Source organism: Kosakonia sp. CFBP8986, assembly GCF_034044935.1.
Taxonomy (GTDB): domain Bacteria; phylum Pseudomonadota; class Gammaproteobacteria; order Enterobacterales; family Enterobacteriaceae; genus Kosakonia; species Kosakonia cowanii.
Window position 1 is genome coordinate 365,454 of sequence record NZ_JAXCXB010000003.1, and the last position, 22,889, is coordinate 388,342.

Below are 22,889 nucleotides of genomic sequence, written 5' to 3' on the forward strand. Positions count from 1 at the left end.
AATTACTCCTGACGCGCGCGTTTACCGGTGACGAGTTTTTTCACCAGCACAAAGAAAAGGGGAACAAAGAAAATCGCCAGCAGTGTTGCCGTCAGCGTGCCGCCGATAATGCCGGTACCGATGGCGATGCGGCTGTTGGCCCCCGCCCCGGTGGCAATCGCCAGCGGCGCGACCCCGGCTATAAACGCCAGCGAGGTCATCATGATTGGGCGCAAGCGGGTACGTGCAGCGCGCAGGGCCGCGCGTGAGAGCGACTGGCCCTCCTGCACCGCGGCTTCGGCGAATTCAACAATCAATATGGCGTTTTTCGACGACAAACCGATGGTGGTGAGCAGCGCGACCTGGAAGTAAACGTCGTTGCTTAGCCCGCGCATCCATGCCGCCAGCGCCGCACCGAGCAGGCCGAGCGGGATAACTAAAATCACCGAGATCGGCACCGACCAGCTTTCATACAGCGCGGCAAGGCACAAAAACACCACCATGATGGAGATGGCGTAGAGGCTCATCGCTTGGCCGCTGGCGAGTTTCTCCTGCAATGACAGTCCGCTCCACGCCCAGGTGGTCCCGGCGGGCAGATTATCGGCGAGGTGTTCCATTTCGGTCATTGCCGCGCCGGAGCTAAAGCCGCTGGCATTCTCGCCCTGAATTTCATACGCCGCCGAACCGTTGTAACGCACCAGGCTCTCCGGGCCGTACTCCCAGCGGGTGGTGGCAAAGGCTGAAAACGGCGTCATGCTGTTATCGCTGCCGCGCACGTACCATTTTTGCAGGTCGGAAGGGGACGCGCGGAAGTCGCTATCGCCCTGGATATAGACCTTTTTCACCCGGCCGCGATCGGTAAAGTCATTGACGTAGGTGCCGCCCCAGGCGCTGGAGAGCGTATCGCTCACATCGCTCAGGGAGAGCCCCAGCGCCACAGCTTTGTTGCTGTCGATATCGACCTGCAACTGCGGCATCTGCGGCAGATCGTTGGCGCGAACCGCCTGCAACTCAGCACGCTGATTGGCATTGGCCAGCAACTGGTTACGCAGCGTGAGCAGCCGATCGCGATCGGTGCTGCCGCTAGCGAGCAGCTCAAAGGTAAAACCGTTGCTCTGGCCGAGGCCATCAACCGACGGTGGCGTCATCGCAAAAATGGTGGCGTCGCGGATCGTGGCTAACTGCTGGCTGGCGCGCTGGGCAATCGCCTGGGCGGTGTTCTGCGCACCGTCGCGTTCAGACCAGTTTTTCAACGAGACGAAGGCCATCCCTGCATTCTGCCCGCTGCCGCTAAAGCTAAAACCGGTAACGGTAAAAATGGCATCGGTATTGGCTTTTTCATTGTTGAGGAACCACTCCGTGACCTTTTTCGCCACCACATCGGTACGCGTTGCCGTGGCCCCGGCGGGCAGGGTGAACTGCACCATAATCGAGCCCTGATCCTCCGTCGGCAGGAAGCTGCCCGGCAAGCGCCACATCACCAGCGCCATCGCGCCGCACAGCACGGCATAGATTCCCAGCACGGATAGCGCGCGGCGCAGCACACGCAATACGCCGTGCTGATATTTCTGTTCCGTGTTGTTGTAAAAGCGGTTAAAGGCGCCGAAGAAGCCCTTTTTATGGGGCGCGCTCTGTTTTAACACTGCACCGCACAGCGCCGGGGTGAGCGTCAGCGCGACCACCACCGAGAGCACCATCGCTGAAATAATGGTGACGGAGAACTGGCGGTAAATTACCCCGGTCGAGCCGCCAAAGAAGGACATTGGCAGAAATACGGCAGACAACACCAGCGCGATGGCCACCAGCGCGCCGGAGATTTCGCCCATCGACTTCTCCGTCGCTTCGCGGGCAGGCAAACCTTCGTCGCGCATAATGCGCTCGACGTTTTCCACCACCACAATCGCATCATCCACCAAAAGCCCTATCGCCAGCACCATGGCAAACAGCGTTAGGGTATTGATCGAGTAACCAAACAGCGCCAGCACGCCAAAGGTGCCGAGCAGCACCACCGGCACCGCCAGTGCCGGGATCAACGTGGCGCGGATATTTTGCAAAAACAGATACATGACGCAGACCACCAGAATGATGGCTTCGATTAACGTATTCACCACATCTTCAATGGAGATCTTAATAAAATCGGTGCTGTCTTTCGGGTAGGCCACGTCGTAGCCCTGCGGCATGTTGTTGCGGTACTCATTAATCTTGTTTTTGACCAGCGTGGCGGTGTCCAGCGCATTCGCGCCGGGTGCCAGCATCACCGCCAGACCCGCCGCCGGGTGGCCGTTCAGCTTTGCCTGGGCGCTGTAGTCTTCGCTGCCCATCTCGACGCGCGCCACATCCTTAACGCGCACCACGGCACCGTCCGTTTCACTTTTGACGATGATGTCGCGAAACTGTGCCACGGTTTGCAGGCGCGACTGGGCGCGCACGGTGGCGGTTAACTGCTGTTTATCGGACGCGGGCAGGGCGCCGATTTTACCGGCGGAGACCTGGATGTTCTGCGCTTCGATGGCCGATTGCACATCAGACGGCATCAGCGAGAAGGATTTGAGCTTGTCTGCATCCAGCCAGATACGCATCGCGTATTCACCGCCGAAGACTTGCAGGCTGCCGACACCGTTCACGCGCGCCAGCGAATCCTGCATGTTGCTCACCAGCCAGTCGGCAATATCAGAACTGCTGGCGCGGTCAGTCTTATCGTACAACCCCATAATCAACAAGAAGTTGCTTTGAGATTTCACTACCGTGACGCCCGATTGCGTGACTTCCGTTGGCAGGCGCGACTCCGCCTGCTGGACTTTATTCTGCACCTGAACCTGCGCGGTATCCGGGTCGGTGCCCTGCTCAAACGTGACTGTGATGGTCGCCTGGCCGTCGGAGCTGCTGGTGGAGGTGAAGTAGAGCAGGTTATCCAGCCCGGTGAGCTGTTGTTCAATCACCTGGGTGACGCTGTTTTCCAGCGTCTGCGCCGATGCGCCAGTATAGGTGGCGGTGATTTTGACAGCAGGTGGGGCGACATCCGGGTACTGGGCCACGGGCAGTGAGCGGATCGCCAGAATACCGGCCATCATGATAAGAATGGCGATAACCCAGGCAAAGACCGGGCGGCGGACAAAAAAGCGCGAGAACATCAGGCTTTCCCTCCTTCAGTCTCTTGCACCTGCACCGCTTTCACCGTTGCGCCAGCACTCACTTTGTCGCTGCCTTCCACAATGAGCCTATCGCCGCTGGCGAGGCCTTTTACCACCAGCCATTTGTCGCCGTAAGTGTCGCCGGTTTCAACCGTACGCTGCTCTACTTTGTTCTGCGCATTCACCACCAGCGCGACGGCATTGCCTTTTGCATCGCGCGTAATTCCCTGCTGCGGTGCGAGAATGGCATCAGACATTACCCCTTCATCGACGCGCGCACGGACAAACATTCCCGGTAACAGCTGGTGCTGCGGGTTCGGGAAGATCGCGCGTAACGTAACGGATCCGGTGGACTCATCAACGGATACCTCCGTCAACGCCAGGCGGCCTTTTTCGCTGTAGGTGCTGCCATCTTCAAGCGTTAACGTCACCCCCAGCGTATTGTTGTCGCTGGCGAGCGCTTGCTTGCGCAGGCGCAGCAGATCGACGCTGGATCGCGTCAGATCAACATACATGCTCTCCAGCCCGCGAATCGTGGCGAGCGCAGTGGTTTGCTCAGCCGTCACCAGCGCGCCGGGCGTGACGGAGGAGATGCCGATGCGTCCGCCAATCGGTGCGCTAATGGTGGTCCAGTTGAGATTGATGTGCGCACTCTCCAGCGCGGCTTTTTTCGACGCCACGCTGGCTTTGTCCTGCGCGCAGGTGGATTGCGCATCATCCGCATCCTGGCGCGAAACACCATCCTCTTTCACCAGTTGCGCATAGCGCGTGGCTTTCTGGCAGTCGGAAACGACCAGTGCCTGCGCCTGTTTCAGTGCCGCACTGGCTTCATCAAAGGCGGCGCGATAGCTGGAAGGGTCGATCTGGTAAAGCGCCTGCCCGGCCTTTACCGTATCGCCCTCCGTAAACAGCCGTTTTTGAATGATGCCACCCACCTGAGGGCGAACCTCTGCCGACTGCGTGGCGGATATGCGCCCGGTAAGCTGACTGGTAACGTCCAGCGGCTGGCTTTTTAAGGTGACAATCCCCACTTCCTGGGGCGGGCGTTGTGCAGGTGGCGTGGCGTTATCGCAACCGACAAGGGCGATCGCGGCCAACATGGTTGTTTTTATTAACTTCATTTCAGTTTTCCTGGCATGAGCGAACCTGCCCGTTTTGATTAACAGGAGTGTGGAGCAGGCGAGTAAATAGGTTATTTCTGCGGCGTCAGAAATAGCGCCGCCGCTTTTTCATCTACGGCTTCTTATTTCTTCGCAAATAACATCGCGGTAATTTCCTGATAAAGCTGCTGTAATTGTGCCGGGTCGCATTTTTGCGGAGTCAGGCGGCGAAATGTGCTGCCTTCCATTAACACTGCCAATAATTCCACGCAGCACCGTATGCGCTCTTGCGACAGGTGAGGGTGGCTGTTGTGCAAGTGCTGGCAGGCGGTAGTAAACATGCGGGCATCGGCTTCAATCATCATCGCCTGCACCTGCGGGTTGCGCGTCGCTTCAGCGGACATCTCCAGCATTAACGCATCGTCATCCGGGCTGAGCGTGTGCCGCCAGGCCAGCATTTCCGGCAGATGCGTAGTCTCGGCTTTGCTCTCCATTTCGGCGATGCGGTAGTCGATAATGCGGCAAATCATCTCTTCAATAATGGCGTCTTTATTGATGAAGTAGCGGTAAATCTGACCGACGCTCAGCTGCGCTTCGAGGGCGATTTGCGACATGCTGGCGGCATGAAAGCCACTGATGCGAAAACGCCGCCGGGCAGCCGCAATGATCTCGTCTTTACGCTGCTGATGGCGTTGCTCCTGTAGTGCTTTTTGCGACATCGCGACCCCCGGTTAAATAAGGATGAGAATGAACATTCTCATTACGGTGTACATTAATTGAAATTATGTTTTTTGGGTAAATATTTTATTTATAAATAGGTCCGTTTTACGAAATTTCATAATGTGGAGAAATAAAGAAAAAATAAGCAGGAAAGATTGAGGGATATATTAGCGTGAAAGTGCGGAGCCAATGTGATGGCAATGTGAGAGGTTGCAAAGAGATAAACATGCCCCCGGCAGAGTGATATTGCCTGATATAAAGGAGGCACTCTTATTTGCCGTTATAGGCCGACAGGGTGAGCAATTCTTGCCCATGATGCCCGCTACGCCCACGGATCTGTTTTATGAGAATCGTTCTCAATAGCATTGAAGCAGCCGGGTGCGGATGGTAAGGTGTAGGCCGTTTCGCCCGGCGTGGGGCCTGGGTTTGATCGAGAGCGAACGGCTGCCGGTTATGCAAAAAAGAGACTTTTCCGTTGAAGATTTTATCGGCTTTGGCGAGCGCTACGGCATTGATTACAGTTTTCCGGCGCTGGCTTCTTGCCGCTCGCTGAGCGAAGAGCGACGCATCGTGATCCAGGGCGATGTGCAGGAGATGCGCTTCTCCAGCGGCCTGAACCTGACCCGATCCGACATTCGCGTTCTGCAACCCTATGAAACCACCTCCCTGCACAGCTGCCCGCTCTATATGCTGGTGGTGCTGGAAGGCAGCGTAATGCTGCGCCTCAACGGCGAGGAGTTTATCGTCCGCTCCGGCATGGCCTTTACCTCGCGCCTGAGCGAGCAGCAAGTGATGAACGCTCGTCATCTGGCGGATAACTCCCTGCGCACGCTGTCGCTCGGCGTCGATCCGGCCAGCTGCCAGCGCTCGCCGCTGCTTACCGCGCTGCTGGAGCAGTGGGAGTCGCACGGCGCGCCAACCTTTTTATGGCAGGTGCCCGAGTTTCTGCTCGCCGGTTTACAACAGAGCCAGATTTCAACGCTGCCCGCACTTTCGCGCGAACTGATCCTTGAAGGGGTGATGCTGCAACTGGTCGGGCACGCGCTGTCACAGCGGATGGCGGGCGTGGAGCGCTGTACGCGCGCCTGCGGCGGTGAGGGGCAACGGCTTGAGTCGGTGCGCCGCTTGCTCGAGCAGCAGCCGGAAAAAGAGTACACCCTGACCGCGCTGGCGCAACTGGCGGCGATGAGCACCAGCAGCCTGCGGGTGAAGTTCCGCCAGGCGTATGGCCACTCGGTGTTTGACTATCTGCGCGACTGCCGCCTGGCGCTGGCGCGGCGCTACCTCGCCCAGGGTTACAGCGTGCAGCAAGCGGCCTGGATGTCGGGCTATCAACACGCCACCAACTTTTCTACCGCTTTTCGTCGCCGGTATGGCATCGCGCCGAGTGAAGCGCGACAGCCGATCGCCTCCCCGTAGACCTTTTCTCTCGCCCTGCACGCCATTTTGTCACCGCGCATATGTGAATTGTCATTGCGCATAGCTATTGGCGAATCCAAAAGGGTAATAATTCTTATTTACAATAATAACCGCTTCTGGAGAGTTTCATGTTCGCAAAAACGCGACTGGCATTGATGATTGGCTGCATAACCGGTGGGATGAGCGTTTCGGCGCTGGCGCAGGAAAACGCTAAAGATACTGTGGTGGTAACGTCGCAGGTGCAGAGCGGCGCGACCAAGCTTGAGACGCCGGATATCGAAACGCCGCAGGCGGTCTCGATCGTCACGCGCCAGCAGTATGAAGAGCAGGGCGCAACTAGCGTGCGCCAGGCCGTCAGCTACACACCGGGCGTCTACAGCAACCAAATCGGCGCCTCTAACCGCTTTGATTACATCGTGCTGCGCGGCTTTTCCGACGGCAGCCTCGATAACGTCTATCTCGACGGCCTGAAGATGATGGGCGACACCAACTCCCACAGCTCGCTGGTGATCGACCCGTGGTTTTTAGACAGCGTGGAAGTGGTGCGCGGCCCGGCATCCGTGCTCTATGGCCGATCGTCGCCGGGCGGCATTGTGGCGCTGAACTCGCGCAAACCGTCGTTCGATCCGGGCGGTGAAGTGAAACTCTTCGCGGGCAATAACAACCAGCGCGGCGCGGCGTTTGATGTGACCGGGCCGGTGGATGATAACGATCGCGTGGCGGTGCGTTTAACCGGTATGACCCGCTATGCCGACTCCCAGTTTGATCACCTGAAAGAGCAGCGTTACGCCATCGCGCCGAGCGTCACCTGGCGTATTACCGACAGCACGCGCCTCGATGTGATGGCCTATCTGCATCGCGATCCGGAAGGTGGCAGCCACTCTGGCCTGCCCTATGAAGGCACCGTAGTGCCGCACGCCGGGGGCAAAATCTCCAACACCTTCTTTGAGGGCGAAGATAAGTACGACAAGTACAAACGCCGTGAAAACATGGTCGGCTATAACTTTGAGCACATGTTTGACAGCGGCTGGTCGGTGCGCCAGAAGCTGCGTTACCTGCGTACCAAAGTCGATCTCAATCAGGTTTATGCCTCGGGCTGGCTGAATGAGACCGAGCTGAACCGCGGTTACTCCGGCTCAGATGAGTCCCTCTCGGCTGTGACGCTGGATAACCAGCTTGATGGCAGCGTCGATACCGGTGCCATCAACCACCGTCTGCTGGTGGGCGTTGATTATCAGCATCGCAATAACAACGTCACCTCGTCCTATGGCAGCTTCCCGGCGATCGATGCCTTTAACCCGGTTTACGGTGCCGATCCGCTCTCAATTTCCGTGTATGGCCGTGAAAAGCATAAACTGGAGCAGACCGGGATCTATGTGCAGGATCAGATGTCGCTCGATCGCTGGCGCCTGACCCTCGGCGGCCGTCACGATCAGGTGAAGATCACTAACAGCAATAAGATCGGTGACACTCACGATACGCTGGAGAAAGACCATATCAGCAGCCGTGCGGCACTGATGTACCTCTTCGACAGCGGATTTGCGCCCTACGTAAGCTACTCGACGGCCTTTACGCCGACCAGCTTTACCGATGAGAACGGCAAAATCCTGCAACCGATGAAGGGCAAGCAGTGGGAAGCGGGGCTGAAGTTCCAGCCGGAAGGTTCGCAGACCATGTACAGCGCCTCGGTCTACCGCATCAACCAGAACAATATCGCCACCAAAGTGGAGCCGACCGATCCCTACCGCGCTATTGGTGAGATTGAATCGGAAGGGGTTGAACTGGAAGCGGTGGGTCAGCTGACGGATAACCTGCGCTTACAAGCGGCTTACACCTATAACGACATTCGTTATAAGAAAAGCAGCCCCGAGGAGCAGGGCAAACGCGCGGTTTACGCCCCGCGTAACCAGGCCAGCGCCTGGCTGAGCTATGACGTCAAAGCGGGTGCGCTGAATGGTCTGACCCTCGGTTCCGGCGTGCGGTATGTTAACGGCATCACCTCCGATCGTGAGAATACCCACACGCTGCCCTCCTACACGCTGGTGGATCTGGCCGTCGGCTACGATCTGTCGAATGTCGGGCTGAAAGGGCTGAGCGCCCAGGTGAACGTGAACAACCTCACCGATAAACGCTATGTCGCCTCGTGTAACTCCGCCAACTACTGCTACTTTGGTGCCGAGCGCAGCATCGTCGGCAGCCTCTCTTACGCATTCTGATGTAATAAACCCGGCCGCTGCGCCGGGTTTTTTCTTAGCTGAGATCGACGCCTTTATGGCCGAAGAGCCAGGTGACGATAAACCCACCGAGATAGGCCACCACCACGCCCGCCGCATAGACCGCCATCCCGGCGTAGATGCCATGATCGGAGGTCATCAGCGGCAGCGCCACCAGCCCGGAAGGGCCAAACACCGTATTCAACCCGACCGGTAAGCCAAGCCACGCCACCGCACCCATAAAAAATCCACCGCAGGCACCGCCAATACAGGCGGTAACAAAAGGTTTAACGCGCGGCAGGGTCACGGCGTAGATCAGCGGTTCACCGACGCCGAGCAGGCCGGGAATGATCGCGCCGCGGATCTGGTTGCGGATCGTCGATTCACGCGCCGCGCGGAAGTAGAGCGCCAGCGCTGCGCCCACCTGGCCGCCGCCCGCCATCGCCAGAATCGGAAAGAGCGAGTTGAAACCCTGCGCATCCATCAGGGCGAAGTAGACCGGAATAAAGCCCTGATGCACGCCAAACACCACCGCAATCAGGAACAGGCCCGCCAGCACCGCGCAGCCAAACGGGTTGCCGTTCAGGTGCAGAAACAGCCACGACATTCCTTTAAACAGCTCGCCGCCGATCGGCATGATCAATGTAAAGGTGAGCGCGCCGGTGATCAGCAGCGTCAGCAGCGAGGTGAGGATCATATCGAGATTGTCGGGCACAAACCGGCGGATCTGCCGCTCGATCCACGCGCCGAGGATCGTGGCGATCAGCACGCCGATAATATTGCCGCGCGGATCGATGCTCATGCCGAAGAAGTTGTCGATCCCGGAGAAGTAGCCGACCGTTGCTTTCGCGTCGTAGCCGAGCACAAACAGCGCGGCGATAATCGCGCCGTTGACGCCGCTGCCGCCAAAGGCTTTTTGCGCGTTGTAGCCGATCAGGATTGGCAGGAAGGTGAACAACCCTTTGCCGAACACTTTCATATAACCGACGACGTGCGCGAGCGCGCTGCTCTTATCCTGCGCGCCAACCAGCAGGCTTTGCTCAATCAGCGTGGCGAAGCCGAGCAGCATCCCGGCGGCGATAAAGCCGGGGATAAGCGGCGTGAAAATGGTGGCGAATTTCGCCAGAAACTGATGCAGGCCGCTGGTCTGCTTCGCCTTCATCTGCTGTTTGGTGTCGCGGGCGACCTCTTTAAGCGAGGCCGATTCCGCGGGCGCGTTGTCACGGCTGATTAAGAGACTCATCATCTCTGCCGCGGTTTGCGCTTTGCCGGGGCCCACGATGATTTGCAACTGATCGTCGCTGTTCACCACGCCGAGCACGCCAGGCAGCGCCTGCAACCCGGCCTTGTCGACAAGCGCGTCGTTATGCAGCGCCAGGCGCAGGCGTGTCATGCAGTTACCGCAGCTTTTGATATTTGCTTCGCCACCGACCTGTTGCAGGATGGAGGCGATCACTTCCGGCGTGATTTTGGCCATCACTTCACTCCTGCGTGGGCCAGCGCCTGGCGAATAAACCCGCCGTTATCCACGAGCAAACTCGCGGCCTCTTCGGCGTCAATCTGCGCCAGCACCATCAGGATGGCGGTTTTACAGTGACCGTTGCTGGCCTGTAGCGCGTGCTTCGCCTCGTCGCTGTCGCAGCCGGTGGCTTCCATAACAATGTTGACCTGCCGCTGCACCAGCTTCTGGTTCGTCGCCTCCACGTCCACCATCAAGTTGCCGTAGACTTTGCCGCTGCGGATCATCGCCCCGGTGGTGAGCATATTAAGCACCAGTTTTTGCGCCGTGCCTGCTTTCATGCGTGAAGAGCCGGTGACCACTTCCGCGCCGACCACCGGCGTAATGGCGATATCGGCAATCTGCGTCATCGGGCTACCGGCGTTGCAGGTCAGCGATACGGTGGTGGCATGCAGGCTTTTGGCATACTCCATGGCGGCAATCACATAGGGTGTGCGCCCGCTGGCGGCGATGCCGACCAGCACGTCGTTGGCATTGAAATTAAGGGATTTAAGATCGTCGACGCCGAGCGTCAGGCTATCTTCGGCGTTCTCCACCGCCTGCAAAATGGCGCGATGGCCGCCGGCAATGAGGCCGACAACCTGCTCACGTGGCGTACCGTAAGTGGGCGGACATTCGCTGGCATCCAGAATACCTAAACGCCCGGAGGTGCCCGCGCCGCAGTAAATCAGGCGTCCGCCCTTTTTAAAGGCGCTGACAATTGCATCGACCGCCTGCGTAATCGCCGGGATCACCTGCTCAACCGCCAGTGCGACCTTCTGATCCTCACGGTTAATCACCCGCAACATCGCCTCGGTATCAAGCATGTCGATATTGGCGCTGGCGCTGTTGCGGCCTTCGGTCGTCAATGTGGATAGATCAATGTTCATCACGTCTCACTTCACTCTGCGTTATGACTTTCTGCCTGCCGCCTCACGGCCCCGGCAGCCGAAAAAGGAATAATATATTATTCATAACTGTCTATTTAAGAATAATTTATTCTTACACGGGGCGCGAAACGAGAGTGTGACGCTGCTCATGATGCGCATAAGTGATCATTAAGCGGCGCGTCAGCGCTGGTGAAAAGTGAAGATGGCCTGCACCAGCGCATCGGGATCGAGCTCAAGTTCGCCAGCGTTAAGCGCTGCGCGAAGGCGTTCGATCTTAGGCTGGTCAATCTCCGGCAATTGATCAAGGTCGGCCTGCGCCTGGTTAAGTAAAAAGAGGGTCGCGTCAGAAAAGGGGGGCGCTGTCATGATGTGCGTCTCACAGAGGGCGGTTAACGTTTGGCGGCTATCTGGCTACCTAAAACGACCACCGACGCCGCAAACTTAATCCCCGCGTTTTTGCTTAATCCGGCTCCAGCTGATAGCGAAAAATCATGCCATTTTGCTGACAGACCAGCGGCACGCCGTCGGGCGCAATCTGCTGCATGGCATTCTCCGAGTAGGTGAGTAGATCAACATTGTTTGTCACCATGCGGTTATCTTTTGCCGGGTTGAACAGCACCGGTGCGTAGGCAAAATAGTGTTTACCATACCGCTGGCGCGTGTGGACAAAGTTACTTTTGAGCATAAAGGCCGCATCGTGCGGGCTGCTGAGCGTGCTGATAATAATATTGCCCGCCGTGCTCATGCGCGAATCGTAGATCTCCTGTTGATGCAGCATCAAATCGTAAAACCCCACCTGCTGTACGATCTCCTCCGTCTGGTTAAGGGCGCGCTGCCCGCGCTGGAAAACGATGCCGCAGGCTAACGCCGCCAGGGTGATAGCAAGCAAAAATAGTGTCCATTTACTGGCTGTTACAGCGTGCCATCTCATCCATTTTTCTCCGTGTCTCACTGACAATCAGCTTATTTAATAACGCCGTATCGGAACGCCAGTGGTCAATTTGCATCACCAGTACCCGCTGCTCGCAGCCATTATGTATGCGGAAGGTATAATTCAAGGTTTGATTTTCACTGCGATAGTAAATAGCAATACGCAGCGCCTTCTGCTTTGCCTGCCGATTAAGCCGGGTATAGCTCTCTTTTAAGCGATCATAAATAGCCGTCGGCTCTTTCATTCTCTCGCCCGGTGCCAGCAGGGCAAATATACGCAGATGGCTGTAGATATTTTTTGCCACCTCTTTTGCCACTATCTTGTTGTTATAGGTGAGCGCCAGATAACCGCTACAGAGAACAGTGAATATAAAGAACAGCATAATAAGCAGAACGTTAATGCAGGGGAGAGGTTGCGCAACAACGGGCGTCGGTTGCCGGGGTGGCGCGGGTAACTCAGGCGCGGAAGGTGCCGTCTCCTGTACGGGGATATCGACTTCAGGTGCGACAGGGCGCGGGTCTGGCGGCGGCCCGCTGACCAGAGGACGGCAATATTTTGCCTCCAGCACGTATCCCTTTTTGGGGATGGTGCGAATAATTCGCTGTTGCTTACCGTTATCCGCCAGGGCGGTGCGCAGCGCATGAATGGCATTGGCGAGGCTATTGCTGCTGACCGCGCGATCTTCCCAGACCTGCGCGGCCAACGCCTCATGGGAGAGGATCTCGCCGGGGTGTTGCTGCAAAACAGCCAGCAGTCTGAGCGGGTGCGTTCCCAGCCGTTTCTCCTCGCCGGTCACCACATGGTGGATCGCGCCTGACGCAGGATCGATGACCCAGTTATTTACGGTGCAATTGTGTTTATTCATAAAAGGTTAACGATTGATACCAATCCGTCAGAGACTTATTGCAAGAAATAATGCCGTTGGCTGAATCGGATAAATAACAGAATAAATATTCGTAGTTCACCGGTTTGTGGCGTTAATAATACGGAAAGCGCGGCGTAAATTACATGTGATTTCATTAGTTGGCGCTTTTCAAAGGATTAAAAAACGGGTTTGTGGTGTATTGTTTGACGCCGTTGAGGAGCGCTTTTGTAAGTTATTAGCTACTTCTCTTCTCATTTTGTTAATTAGGTGTTGCCGAAACTTTTTATTAATTGTTTTATCCGCTGTTCCTCATACGTAATGTAAATGATGAATTTAACTGCCGCAAAAACCTTAAATCCCGCTGATGAAGCGCGTTATATCAGTGATTATTTGCCGCTGGTACATAAAGTCGTCAAACAGTTCAGCTGGCAGACCAGCAGCGTAATGAGCAAAGAGGATATGCGCCAAATTGCCCTGATGGGGCTGCTGGCTTCCTTGCGCCGCTATGGCCCGCCGGACGCACAGTTTGCCGGTTACGCCATTCAGCGCATTCGCGGCGCGGTGCTGGATGAGTTACGCCAGCAGGACTGGCGGCCGCGCAGGCTGCGTCAACAGACGCATAAGCTCACGGATGCGATCCGCGAAATCACCCGTGAGCTGGGGTATGAACCGCGCTTTGAGGAGCTGAGTGAGCGGCTGTCGGTGACGCCGGAAGCCTGGCAGCAATATCTGCTGCTGCACTCGGCCAGTGCGCTGGAGAGCCTGGATACCCTGCTGGAGAGTGATCTGCACGCCAGCACGCTCCGTAGCCGCCAGCTCGAGGATGAACTGCTGCCCGCCTACACGTTACGCAGCGCGGTAGCCACCCTCGACAAGCGTGAGCAGCTGATCCTCGCGCTCTATTACCAGCATGAACTGAGCCTGAAAGAGATTGCGCAGGTGATCGGCGTATCGGAAGCGCGCGTCTGCCAGCTCAATAAAGGGATTGCCCAGAAGGTTCAGGCGTTTACGCGTCAATAAACGCACTATTTATGGTGCTGGCTGTAGCCGGTGCTTCCGTTTAACTCATTGGTTTAAATGTGTTGTTCTCGTGAAAGCTGTGATTTTGTCATCCATCGTCGCCCCCAGTCGGAGCCTGCTCCGAGGGTTTTTGGGGCTTTTTTTTACGCTTCTTGTGCTGTCGCTTGCAACCGGGTGTGTGCAAACCCCCGCGCGCAGAGCGACGCCTCTGTTAACCACGTCTGAGACAAACGCCCAGACGACTGCCGCGCATCATCAGGCGAGGCGAAAAGCGCGCGTTCGCGCATCGTTGCTGACGGTGATGAACCGTCTGGAGAAGCAGCTCGGTAAACCTTACGTGCGTGGCGGCGTCTCACCGCAGCGGGGTTTCGACTGTAGCGGGCTGGTGGTCTACGCCTATAACAAGGTGCTGGCGCGAAAACTGCCGCGCACCACCCGGGCGATGTTCCGGGATAGGGGGCTGAAAAAAGTGGCCCGCCATAAGCTGCGCCGCGGCGATCTGATCTTCTTTCACAGTAAAAGGCGCGGCCCGGCAGACCACGTTGGCGTCTACCTTGGCAACAATAGCTTTATCGAAGCACCGCGCAGCGGGCTGAAGATCCGTATCAGTAACCTGACCAATGATTACTGGCAGGATCATTACCTCGGCGCGCGGCGTATTCTGACCAACGAGGCGATTCTCTGAGGCTACTCCTCCAGCGCGTTGTGGATCGTCGCCCCCAGCTGTTTGATCGCTTCCCGTCTCTCTTCATCCGGCGGCAGGGCGCAGTTGAGGCGCAGGCAGTTGCGATACTTGCCGGAGGCTGAAAAGAGCGAACCGGGCGCGATCTGGATCTTTAACCGGCAGAGCGCGCGGGAAACGCAGACCATATCGACGCTTTCCGGCAGTTCGACCCACAGCAGAAAGCCGCCCTGCGGGCGCGTCACGCAGATATTGCATGGAAAATATTGCCGTACCCAACAGGTGTAGACCGCCAGCCGCTGCTGGTAGACCTGGCGCATCCGGCGTACGTGGCGATGATAGTGCCCGTCGCGGATAAACGCCGCCACCGCCAGCTGGGTGGAAGGGACGTTAGTGCCGATGGCGGCATATTTTTTATGGATCACCCGATCCAGATAGCGCCCCGGCGCGATCCAGCCAATGCGCAGTCCCGGCGCCACGGTTTTGGTCAGTGAACTACAGAGCAGTACGCGGCCATCAATATCGTAGGATTTGATGGTACTCGGCCGTGGATAGTCGGTGGCCAGCTCGCCATAAATATCATCTTCGAAAATGACCATATCGTGGCGCTGTGCCAGCGACAGCGCCGCCTTTTTGCGCGCTTCCGGCATGATAAACCCGAGCGGGTTCTGGCAGTTGGGCACCAGGATCACCCCTTTAATCGGCCATTGCTCAAGCGCCAGTTCCAGCGCTTCAATACTGATCCCCGTTTCCGGATCGGTCGGGATTTCGATCGCTTTGATATCCAGCCCGCGCAGCAGCTGCATGGTGCCGTAGAAGCAGGGCGATTCGACGGCGACAATATCGCCCGGATCGCAGACCGCCATCAGCGCCAGCGACAGCGCCGGGTGGCAGCCAGCGGTGATAACAATCTCTTCGGCGTTTAACGAGGTGCCGCCATCAAGCATCAGGCGGGCGACCTGCTCGCGCAGCTCCTGCTGACCGGGCAGGGGATCATAGCTGAGGGCGTCCATCACCTGGTGCTGCGCGATGCGGCTCATCTCTTTCCACAGCGGTTTGAGGGTCGGCTGGTTGAGGTCCGGTGCGCCGCCGCCGAAGGCAATAATCTCTTTATCCGTGCGCGCATCAAGCAGGGTTAACACTTCATCCCACTGCGTGACATCAACCGGGCGCTGTACCGGGCGCGACATCGCCGGCACCGGCGGTTTGGCTTTGCGCGGCGCGACAAAGTAACCGGAGCGCGGCTGCGGGGTGATTAACTGCAACGTTTCCAGTACCTGATAGGCCTGCTGTACGGTGCTGATACTGACGCCATGCTCCTGGCTCAGGCTGCGCACCGAAGGCAATTTTTCACCGTGGCGATATAAGCCGTGCTCAATGCGCTCTGCCAGTAACGTGGCCAGATGTTGGTAGCGGGTCATGCTGTATCCTAAAAAGTCACCATACAGTTACAAAAAACAGTACAGATCGGGCGGGAAAGTGGCGTTCAGATCCCCTTTTACGGCATCTGTATGTTAAAGAAAAGTATTTTCTGAGTCTGTATTGTGCAGGGCGATCGCAGCGAAGATAGAGCTCTTTTCAGGCGAGGAGAGCAACATGGAATTTTTCGAAAATCGACCACGGCGCCCGTTTTCCGGCTTTGTTTTACTCTGGCGCCAGCTGCGGCGCTGGCACCTGTTGGCGAAAACCCGACGCGAACTGCGCAGGCTGAGTGACGAGCAGTTAAGGGATATGGGACTACGACGCAGCGATATAAGCTGAAGGCGAAAAGGGCGCAGGAAATATCTGGTGGTTCCCGCCCACCCTGCGTTGGGCTATGCTTAGCTCCATAACCTGAAGGGAGAGAGCACATGCATTTTATTACTAACCACGATGATGACGACAAAAAAGAGAAAGAAGCAGGCAATGCCAGCCAGCTGATGCAGCAGAAACTGCTGGATGCGCGTTCGATCATCATCTCCGGTGAGATCAACCAGGCGCTGACTGAGAAAGTGGTGACCCAGCTTCTGCTGCTGCAGGGCATCAGCGATGCGCCGATCAAAATCTATCTCAACAGCCAGGGCGGCCATGTCGAAGCGGCAGATACCATCCACGACATGATCAAATTTATCACCCCGGAAGTGCACATCATCGGCACCGGCTGGGTCGCCAGCGCCGGGATCACCATCTTCCTCGCGGCGAAAAAAGAGCACCGCTACTCGCTGCCGAACACCCGCTTTATGATCCACCAGCCGCTGGGCGGCGTGCGTGGTCAGGCGAGCGACATCGAAATCGAAGCCAAAGAGATCATCCGTACCCTTGAGCGCGTCAACCGCATGATTGCTGACGCAACCGGCCAGCCGGTGGAGAAGGTGAAGCAGGACACCGATCGCAACTTCTGGATGAACACCAAAGAGGCGATGGATTACGGCATTGTCTCCCGCGTGGTCAACTCCTACGCCGATCTCAACCTCGATTAATTCCTGTGCTTTTCTGAGGCGAGAACTCTCTCGCCTCATCATTTTCCTGATTCTCTTTCGCACCCCTGACGCCTTTCTCATTATGGAGTGATGGCATGAAAAGCAGTATCACCACAGCGCTGATAACCGCAGCGACCCTGAGCTTTCCTGCGCTGGCGGCACCTGCCAGCGTCTCGTTCGAACATAAAGACTGGCAAGTGGTGTGCGATAACACCCTGACCTGCCGCGCAGCGGGCTACAGTGTGGAGGACGACCCAACCGGTTCGGTGCTGATCACCCGTAAAGCGGGGCCGCAAACCCCCGTCACCGTGCAGGTGGTGCTGGCAGATATGGACGAGAGTGAACCGCCATCGTCGCCGACGAAACTGGCGCTGTGGATCAACGGCAAATCGCTCGGCGCGTTAACCCCCGGCGATAACGACACCTGGCGTCTGACGGACGAGCAGGCAACGCAGATGATTGCTGCGGTGAAGGGCAGTGGCAAAGTTGAGTTCAGAGGCGGCGCGAAACCGTTTGTGCTCTCTGGCGACGGCGCTTCCGCCGCGCTGCTGAAGGTTGACGATGTGCAGGGGCGCATCGGCACGCCGGGCGCACTGAGTAAAAAAGGCAATAAGCCTGAAACCTCCGTTACTGCCGCGATTAGCGCCCCGGTGATCCAGGCCGCAACCGTAAGCAAAGGCGAGGCGCGTACCCTTAGCGCAGCCGAAGCAAAAAAACTGACGCCACAGTTGCTCGCGACACTCGGTAAAGATGATGACTGCGACCGGCTCGCCAACCCGGAAGAGGAGACGGTTAAGGGCGATAATGACCTCACCCTGACGCCGCTGGACGCCAAACATGGCCTGGTTTCCGCACTCTGCTGGCGTGCCGCCTATAACGAAGGGTATGGCTACTGGGTGGTCGACAACGCCCTGCAAGATAAACCGCAATTCGTCACCAGCTCGGGAACCGACTACAGCAATGGTGCCATCACCCTCGCGCAGCGCGGGCGCGGAATTGGCGACTGCTGGGCATCCGCCGAGTGGGTGTGGGACGGCGAAGCGTTTCGTCACAGCAGCGAAGGCACCACCGGCCTGTGCCGCGGCATCCGCGCGGGCGGTGCCTGGGAGCTACCCGAGTTTGTCGCCGAGGTGAAAGCCGCGAAATAACCCTCTGAGCACCGCCGCGACCTGATAAAAGAATGCGGTGGTGTTCATTTTATATACTTTACCTTCGATTTCATGGTCACTATACTTACCAAATTCAATATTAATGGTAAGTATAGTGACCATGACAGCAAGAGATAAACGCAGCGCGGTTATCTTCCCCCGCCATCAACAAGTGCTTACGCAGTTTGGTGAGAACATCAAACTCGCCCGCAAACGCCGAAAACTCACTCAGACTATGCTCTCGGAACGAACGGGGTTAAGCCGTCTCACCTTGCGAAAAATCGAGCAGGGCGACCCGGGGGTTTCGCTTGGGCACTATGTGGCTGTGCTTGGCGTACTCGGGCTGGTCGATGATTTTCTTCTGCTTGCCAGGGATGATGAACTGGGGCGCAAGTTGCAAGATATAGAGCTTTTAAGGAAGAGAGGAGAGCCGCGTTAATGACCACGGATGTTTGGGTGTATGCCGACTGGCAAGATTTTGCCGAGCCTGCGCGGGTTGGCCTGCTGCGCGCAGACAGGATACGCAATGGCGAGCATTTTAGTTTTCGCTATAACGATGAGTGGCTGATATCGCCCTTCGCGCAGAAAGTCGATCCCGACCTGGAACTCTACTCAGGCGAGCAGCACAGCCAGGCATCACGAAATTTTCGCGTTTTTCTCGACTCCTGTCCGGATCGCTGGGGGCGGCTACTGATGAAACGGCGGGAGGCTATCCTTGCCCGGCATGAAGCGCGTCGTCCACGGCAACTGGGCGAAATCGATTTTCTGCTGGGGGTGCATGATTTTCACCGCCAGGGCGCGCTGCGCTTCAAACGCGATCCAGACGGCACTTTTCTTGACGATAACCACCGGCTAGCGGCACCACCACTGACCTCGTTAAGAGAGCTGGCGCATGCGGCAGAGCAGGTCGAACGGCATGACGAGCGTGACGATGCTGAGTACCTGAAATGGCTGGAAATGCTGATGTCGCCGGGCTCCTCGCTGGGCGGCGCGCGGCCTAAAGCCAGCGTGCGTGATGAAGATGATCATTTATGGATCGCCAAATTCCCCAGCCGCTACGATGATTACGACATTGCGGCGTGGGAGTTTCTGACCTGGCAACTGGCGCGTAATGCGGGAATCGATATGGCTGAATGCCGTATTGAGCGTTTCGACCGCGAGTACCATACCTTTCTGACCAGGCGTTTTGACAGAACGTCCGATTCCCGTCTGCACTTTACCTCTGCGATGACACAGCTTGGTTATTACGATGGTGATTACGAGGCGTCTTACCTTGAACTGGCGCAGTTCCTGACGGAAAAGGGTGCCCGCAGCCGCGACGATTTAGCCCAGCTATGGCGACGCATCGTTTTCAATATCGCCGTTTCTAATAACGACGATCACCTGCGTAACCACGGTTTTATTTATCAGCAGGGTGGCTGGCGTTTGTCGCCCGCTTATGACATTAATCCGGTGCCGGATGCACAAGGGTTGCATCTTAATATCAGCGATAGCGATAACAGCCTCGAGTTTGAACTGGCAATGTCAGTTATCGATTTTTTCCAGTTGAGTAGTTCACGAGCGCACGCGATTAAACAAGAGGTATTAAGCAGCGTAAGCCAGTGGCGCAGCCATGCTGAAACGCTGGGCATCGCGCGCAGCGAGCAGGAAAGAATGGCTTCGGCGTTTAACTTTTAATGGAGAGCGAGACCGTGCTAACTACCCTTAACCACCTTACGCTTGCGGTCAGCGACCTGGCGCGCAGCGTCGATTTCTACCATCAGTTGCTCGGCCTGAAGCTGCATGCACGCTGGGATAACGGCGCGTATCTCACCTGCGGCGATATCTGGATTTGCCTCTCCGTCGATGAGGCACGCCGGGTTATTCCTGCCGATCAAAGCGATTACACCCACTACGCGTTTAGCATTGGCGAGCACGAACTGGCGGCGTTTATCACGCGGCTGGAACAGGCGGGCGTGGTGAGCTGGAAGGTGAACAAAAGCGAAGGGGCCTCGTACTACTTCCTTGACCCGGACGGTCATAAGCTGGAAGCACACGTCGGCGATCTGGCGCAGCGTCTGGCGGCTTGTCGCGCGAAGCCCTATAAGGGAATGGTGTTTTTTGATTGACCTCCGCGCCTTTCACAATCCATGCTCTTTGCCCCGCCGTTTCTTGATAGTTACCCTGATAACCTTTATCGTGCCCCTCCGCTAATGTGAGGGGACGTAATGACCGAAGATGAACTGTTTGCTCGCCGGCCGCTGGGAATGCGCATGGCAATGGTGGTGCGCCAGTGGCGAGCAACCATTGATCATGCCCTGCGCGACACTGGCATTACCCAGTCGAGCTGGACGGTGCTGATGCAGTTGCAGCAACTGGGGGACAATGTTTCGGTCAGCGAGCTGGCGGAAGTGCAGGGCATTGAACTGCCGCCACTGATGCGCACGCTCGCCCAGCTGGAGACGCAGGGGCTGATTGCGCGTACGACATCGCCGTACGACAAGCGCATCCGCCTGCTGAAATTGACCGCCAAAGGGTGCGCTCTGCTGGAGAAAATCACACAAGTGATTGAAGCCTGTCAGCTGCGGGCAACAGAGAGTATCCCGGCGGAAGATCTGCAAAAGTTCAGCGCTACGCTGAGCCAACTCGCCTGTAATCTGCGCGTGATGCGCGAAGAAGATAATAAAACCGAATAAGAAAATGATGACGCCTGAACAAAAATTTGCCCGCTGGGTAAGGGTCAGTATTGCCTCTTTCCTGCTGATGTTTGTCTATTTTATTGTCGCCGATATCTGGATCCCGCTGACGCCGGACTCCACCGTGATGCGCGTGGTGACGCCGGTTTCTGCCCGCGTCTCTGGCTATGTTTCTGAGGTTTACGTGCAGAACAACAGCCGGGTAAAGCGCGGCGATCTGCTCTACCGACTCGACGCCACACCTTTTGAAAACCAGGTCGAAGCTGCGGAGATTGCGCTGGCGCAAGCGCGTCTGACCAATCAACAGCTCGACGCGCAGATTGCCGCCGCGCAGGCAAACCTGAAAACGGCGCAGCTGACAGCGCAGAATAATCGCGTCACCTTTGAGCGTTACCAGCGCCTCGGCAAAATGCAGAGTGTCTCGCAGTCCGACCTCGATAACGTGCGCACCACCTGGCAGGGGAGTGAGCAGTCGGTGACGAACCTTAACGCCAGCATTGAAGCACTGCGTATTCAGCGCGGTGAACGTGATGAAGCGCATAACGTCACGCTGCAAAAATACCGCAACGCCCTGCAACAGGCGCAGCTGAACCTTGGCTGGACGCAGGTGCGCGCCGAAGCAGACGGCACGGTCAGCAACCTGCAGCTCAGCCCCGGTTTTTATGCCCAGGCGGGCGGCGCGTCGCTGGCGCTGGTGCATGAGAAGAGCGATATCGTCGCCGATTTTCGTGAAAAGAGCCTGCGCCATACCCATGTTGGCACCGATGCGGCGGTAGTGTTTGATGCGCTGCCGGGCCAGGTGTTCCACGCGCATGTCACCAGCAGCGATGCGGGCACACTCGCCGGGCAGGAAGCGGTAAACGGTCAGCTTTCGGAGCCGGAAACTTCCAACCGCTGGGTGCGCGATGCGCAGCGCATGCGCATTCATGTGGCGCTGGATGAGCCGTTGCCAAAAGAACTGCCGACCGGCGCGCGCGCCACGGTGCAGCTCTATAACAGCGAAGGGATCTTCGCCCGCTTCTTCTCCGGGCTGCAAATCCGCCTGGTAAGCCTGCTGCACTATGTCTATTAACACGCTGGCCCGCGTCTTTACGCCGCATGGCAATATCGTCTACACGGCGAATGATTTCCGCCAGACGCTGCGCATCGTGTTTGCCGGAATGATTGCCCTGAGCGTGTCGAGCTTTTACAACACGCAGTATGGCGTCTTCTATGTCATCTACCCGGTGATGCTGCTGTCGCTGGTGCCGGTGTTTAACCGCCACGTCGCCAAACAGTTCGTGTTCAGCGCAGTGATTAACTGCGTCGAAATGGTGTTCATCATCGGCTATCTGATGCAGTGGCCGGTGATCATGACGCTGGTGGTGTTTGGGCTCTACGTAATGCGTTTCCGCTTTATGAGTAAAGGCCCGCTGTTTCTCTTTGGTTCTACTGGCGTGGTGTGCCAGAGCACGATGCTCAACTTTATGAGCTACCCGTCGAGCGACTGGCATACGCTGCTCTTTTCCAATATTGAGGCCAGTATTATGGCCGTCGCCCTTAGCGCGCTGATGCACTTTCTGCTGCCGGACGTCGAGCCGCGCACCCGTCCGCCGCTGATTGAGAAAAACGCTGCCCGGGTACGCCACGAATCGCTGCTCTCCGGCACGGTGGCGACGATGATTTTTGTTGTCTTCCAGATGAGCGACCTGAGCGATTCGCTTTCGGCATTGATGGCGGGAATTTTGATCCTCTTTCCGATGCACTATCGCGGCTCGGTGCTGAGTTCGCTGTGGCGCGTGGCGGGCGTGGTGCTGGCGTGTCTCTACATCCTGCTGGTGCAGCTGATTCTCTATAACCACAGCAGCCATATGCTATTGATGATGCCGCTGATCGGCCTTGGGCTGGCGTTTAGCGCGCGGCTGCATGTGATGGAGAAGGTGGGCGCGGGCGTCGGTTTCGCCAGCGTCACCACCATCGGCATTATGTTTGGCCAGAACCTGCACCCGGATACCGACCTGGTGTTCAGCGACCTGTACCGCATTGTCTCCGTCACCGTTTCGCTGGTGGCGACGCTGACGATGGTCTATCTCGTGCACCTGATTTTGAACCGCTTTGAAGCGACACGGTTTGTGATTGAGGAGTGAGAAGAAGTGGATTTTAGAGCACAGTTTTTTACG

The 22,889-nt window shown here is 57.2% G+C and carries 21 protein-coding genes and 1 pseudogene; 13 read left to right on the top strand and 9 right to left on the bottom strand.

The window, feature by feature from the left end; translation table 11 throughout:
• Nucleotides 1-2 precede the first annotated feature (2 nt).
• From SOM48_RS08425 to SOM48_RS08435, 3 genes are all read right to left on the bottom strand, one after another.
• Nucleotides 3-3,110 (bottom strand): efflux RND transporter permease subunit, encoded by a 3,108-nt coding sequence (locus SOM48_RS08425; protein WP_320511792.1) that lies wholly within the window; start codon nt 3,108-3,110, stop codon nt 3-5.
• Entirely contained in the window at nt 3,110-4,231 is a 1,122-nt protein-coding gene (locus tag SOM48_RS08430; protein WP_312200862.1) for an efflux RND transporter periplasmic adaptor subunit, read from the bottom strand. Before SOM48_RS08430 ends, SOM48_RS08425 begins: the two co-directional genes overlap by 1 nt.
• Nucleotides 4,232-4,353: 122 nt before the next feature.
• A complete protein-coding gene (locus SOM48_RS08435; protein ID WP_042714534.1) occupies nt 4,354-4,929 on the bottom strand; it encodes a TetR/AcrR family transcriptional regulator in 576 nt (191 codons plus the stop codon).
• A 454-nt stretch (nt 4,930-5,383) separates the two neighbouring features.
• On the opposite strand from SOM48_RS08435, the gene SOM48_RS08440 reads away from it, so the two are divergent.
• Entirely contained in the window at nt 5,384-6,349 is a 966-nt protein-coding gene (locus SOM48_RS08440) for a helix-turn-helix transcriptional regulator (RefSeq protein ID WP_320511793.1), read from the top strand.
• A gap of 128 nt (nt 6,350-6,477) precedes the next feature.
• Entirely contained in the window at nt 6,478-8,565 is a 2,088-nt protein-coding gene (foxA, locus tag SOM48_RS08445) for a ferrioxamine B receptor FoxA (protein WP_076768955.1), read from the top strand.
• 34 nt (nt 8,566-8,599) lie between these two features.
• Here foxA and murP read toward each other — a convergent pair whose 3' ends face one another.
• The 5 genes from murP to SOM48_RS08470 form a co-directional block, all read right to left on the bottom strand.
• Nucleotides 8,600-10,039, bottom strand: coding sequence for a PTS N-acetylmuramic acid transporter subunit IIBC (gene murP, locus SOM48_RS08450; protein WP_320511794.1), 1,440 nt, complete (start codon nt 10,037-10,039; stop codon nt 8,600-8,602).
• On the bottom strand, nt 10,039-10,950 hold the full coding sequence (gene murQ / locus SOM48_RS08455; protein ID WP_320511795.1) for an N-acetylmuramic acid 6-phosphate etherase: 912 nt from the start codon (nt 10,948-10,950) through the stop codon (nt 10,039-10,041). Before murQ ends, murP begins: the two co-directional genes overlap by 1 nt.
• Nucleotides 10,951-11,130: 180 nt before the next feature.
• Nucleotides 11,131-11,316, bottom strand: a complete 186-nt coding sequence (locus tag SOM48_RS08460) for a flagellar biosynthesis anti-sigma factor FlgM (RefSeq protein WP_054802749.1) — start codon at nt 11,314-11,316, stop codon at nt 11,131-11,133.
• Nucleotides 11,317-11,410: 94 nt separating this feature from the next.
• Nucleotides 11,411-11,839: a hypothetical protein gene (locus tag SOM48_RS08465; RefSeq protein ID WP_128483707.1), complete on the bottom strand. Its 429-nt coding sequence runs from the start codon at nt 11,837-11,839 to the stop codon at nt 11,411-11,413.
• Nucleotides 11,840-11,852: 13 nt separating this feature from the next.
• Nucleotides 11,853-12,746: a winged helix-turn-helix domain-containing protein gene (locus SOM48_RS08470; RefSeq protein ID WP_320511796.1), complete on the bottom strand. Its 894-nt coding sequence runs from the start codon at nt 12,744-12,746 to the stop codon at nt 11,853-11,855.
• Between the two features lie 324 nt (nt 12,747-13,070).
• On the opposite strand from SOM48_RS08470, the gene SOM48_RS08475 reads away from it, so the two are divergent.
• Nucleotides 13,071-13,766, top strand: a complete 696-nt coding sequence (locus SOM48_RS08475) for a FliA/WhiG family RNA polymerase sigma factor (protein ID WP_054802753.1) — start codon at nt 13,071-13,073, stop codon at nt 13,764-13,766.
• Nucleotides 13,767-14,067: 301 nt separating this feature from the next.
• Nucleotides 14,068-14,451 (top strand): annotated as a pseudogene (locus tag SOM48_RS08480) (C40 family peptidase); the annotation flags it as partial.
• A 2-nt stretch (nt 14,452-14,453) separates the two neighbouring features.
• Here the strand turns inward: SOM48_RS08480 and SOM48_RS08485 are convergent.
• The gene (locus SOM48_RS08485) at nt 14,454-15,869 is read right to left on the bottom strand and encodes an aminotransferase-like domain-containing protein (RefSeq protein WP_320511797.1); all 1,416 of its coding nucleotides are present in this window, start codon (nt 15,867-15,869) and stop codon (nt 14,454-14,456) included.
• 175 nt (nt 15,870-16,044) lie between these two features.
• Between SOM48_RS08485 and SOM48_RS08490 the strand changes: the two genes are divergently transcribed.
• From SOM48_RS08490 to SOM48_RS08530, 9 genes are all read left to right on the top strand, one after another.
• A complete protein-coding gene (locus tag SOM48_RS08490) occupies nt 16,045-16,209 on the top strand; it encodes a DUF1127 domain-containing protein (protein ID WP_076768952.1) in 165 nt (54 codons plus the stop codon).
• Between the two features lie 89 nt (nt 16,210-16,298).
• On the top strand, nt 16,299-16,907 hold the full coding sequence (locus SOM48_RS08495) for an ATP-dependent Clp protease proteolytic subunit (RefSeq protein ID WP_023480386.1): 609 nt from the start codon (nt 16,299-16,301) through the stop codon (nt 16,905-16,907).
• A 95-nt stretch (nt 16,908-17,002) separates the two neighbouring features.
• Nucleotides 17,003-18,055, top strand: a complete 1,053-nt coding sequence (locus tag SOM48_RS08500) for a DUF1176 domain-containing protein (RefSeq protein WP_320511798.1) — start codon at nt 17,003-17,005, stop codon at nt 18,053-18,055.
• Nucleotides 18,056-18,176: 121 nt separating this feature from the next.
• Nucleotides 18,177-18,494: a helix-turn-helix domain-containing protein gene (locus SOM48_RS08505; RefSeq protein WP_206616705.1), complete on the top strand. Its 318-nt coding sequence runs from the start codon at nt 18,177-18,179 to the stop codon at nt 18,492-18,494.
• Entirely contained in the window at nt 18,494-19,732 is a 1,239-nt protein-coding gene (locus SOM48_RS08510; protein ID WP_320511799.1) for a type II toxin-antitoxin system HipA family toxin, read from the top strand. Before SOM48_RS08505 ends, SOM48_RS08510 begins: the two co-directional genes overlap by 1 nt.
• Before the next feature lie 14 nt (nt 19,733-19,746).
• Nucleotides 19,747-20,163 (top strand): FosA family fosfomycin resistance glutathione transferase, encoded by a 417-nt coding sequence (locus tag SOM48_RS08515; protein ID WP_315080644.1) that lies wholly within the window; start codon nt 19,747-19,749, stop codon nt 20,161-20,163.
• A gap of 99 nt (nt 20,164-20,262) precedes the next feature.
• The gene (locus SOM48_RS08520; protein WP_042714558.1) at nt 20,263-20,730 is read left to right on the top strand and encodes a MarR family transcriptional regulator; all 468 of its coding nucleotides are present in this window, start codon (nt 20,263-20,265) and stop codon (nt 20,728-20,730) included.
• 4 nt (nt 20,731-20,734) lie between these two features.
• Nucleotides 20,735-21,802: an HlyD family secretion protein gene (locus tag SOM48_RS08525; RefSeq protein ID WP_320511800.1), complete on the top strand. Its 1,068-nt coding sequence runs from the start codon at nt 20,735-20,737 to the stop codon at nt 21,800-21,802.
• On the top strand, nt 21,792-22,856 hold the full coding sequence (locus tag SOM48_RS08530) for a DUF2955 domain-containing protein (RefSeq protein ID WP_320511801.1): 1,065 nt from the start codon (nt 21,792-21,794) through the stop codon (nt 22,854-22,856). The genes SOM48_RS08525 and SOM48_RS08530 overlap by 11 nt, the downstream gene beginning before the upstream one ends.
• Nucleotides 22,857-22,889: the final 33 nt, after the last annotated feature.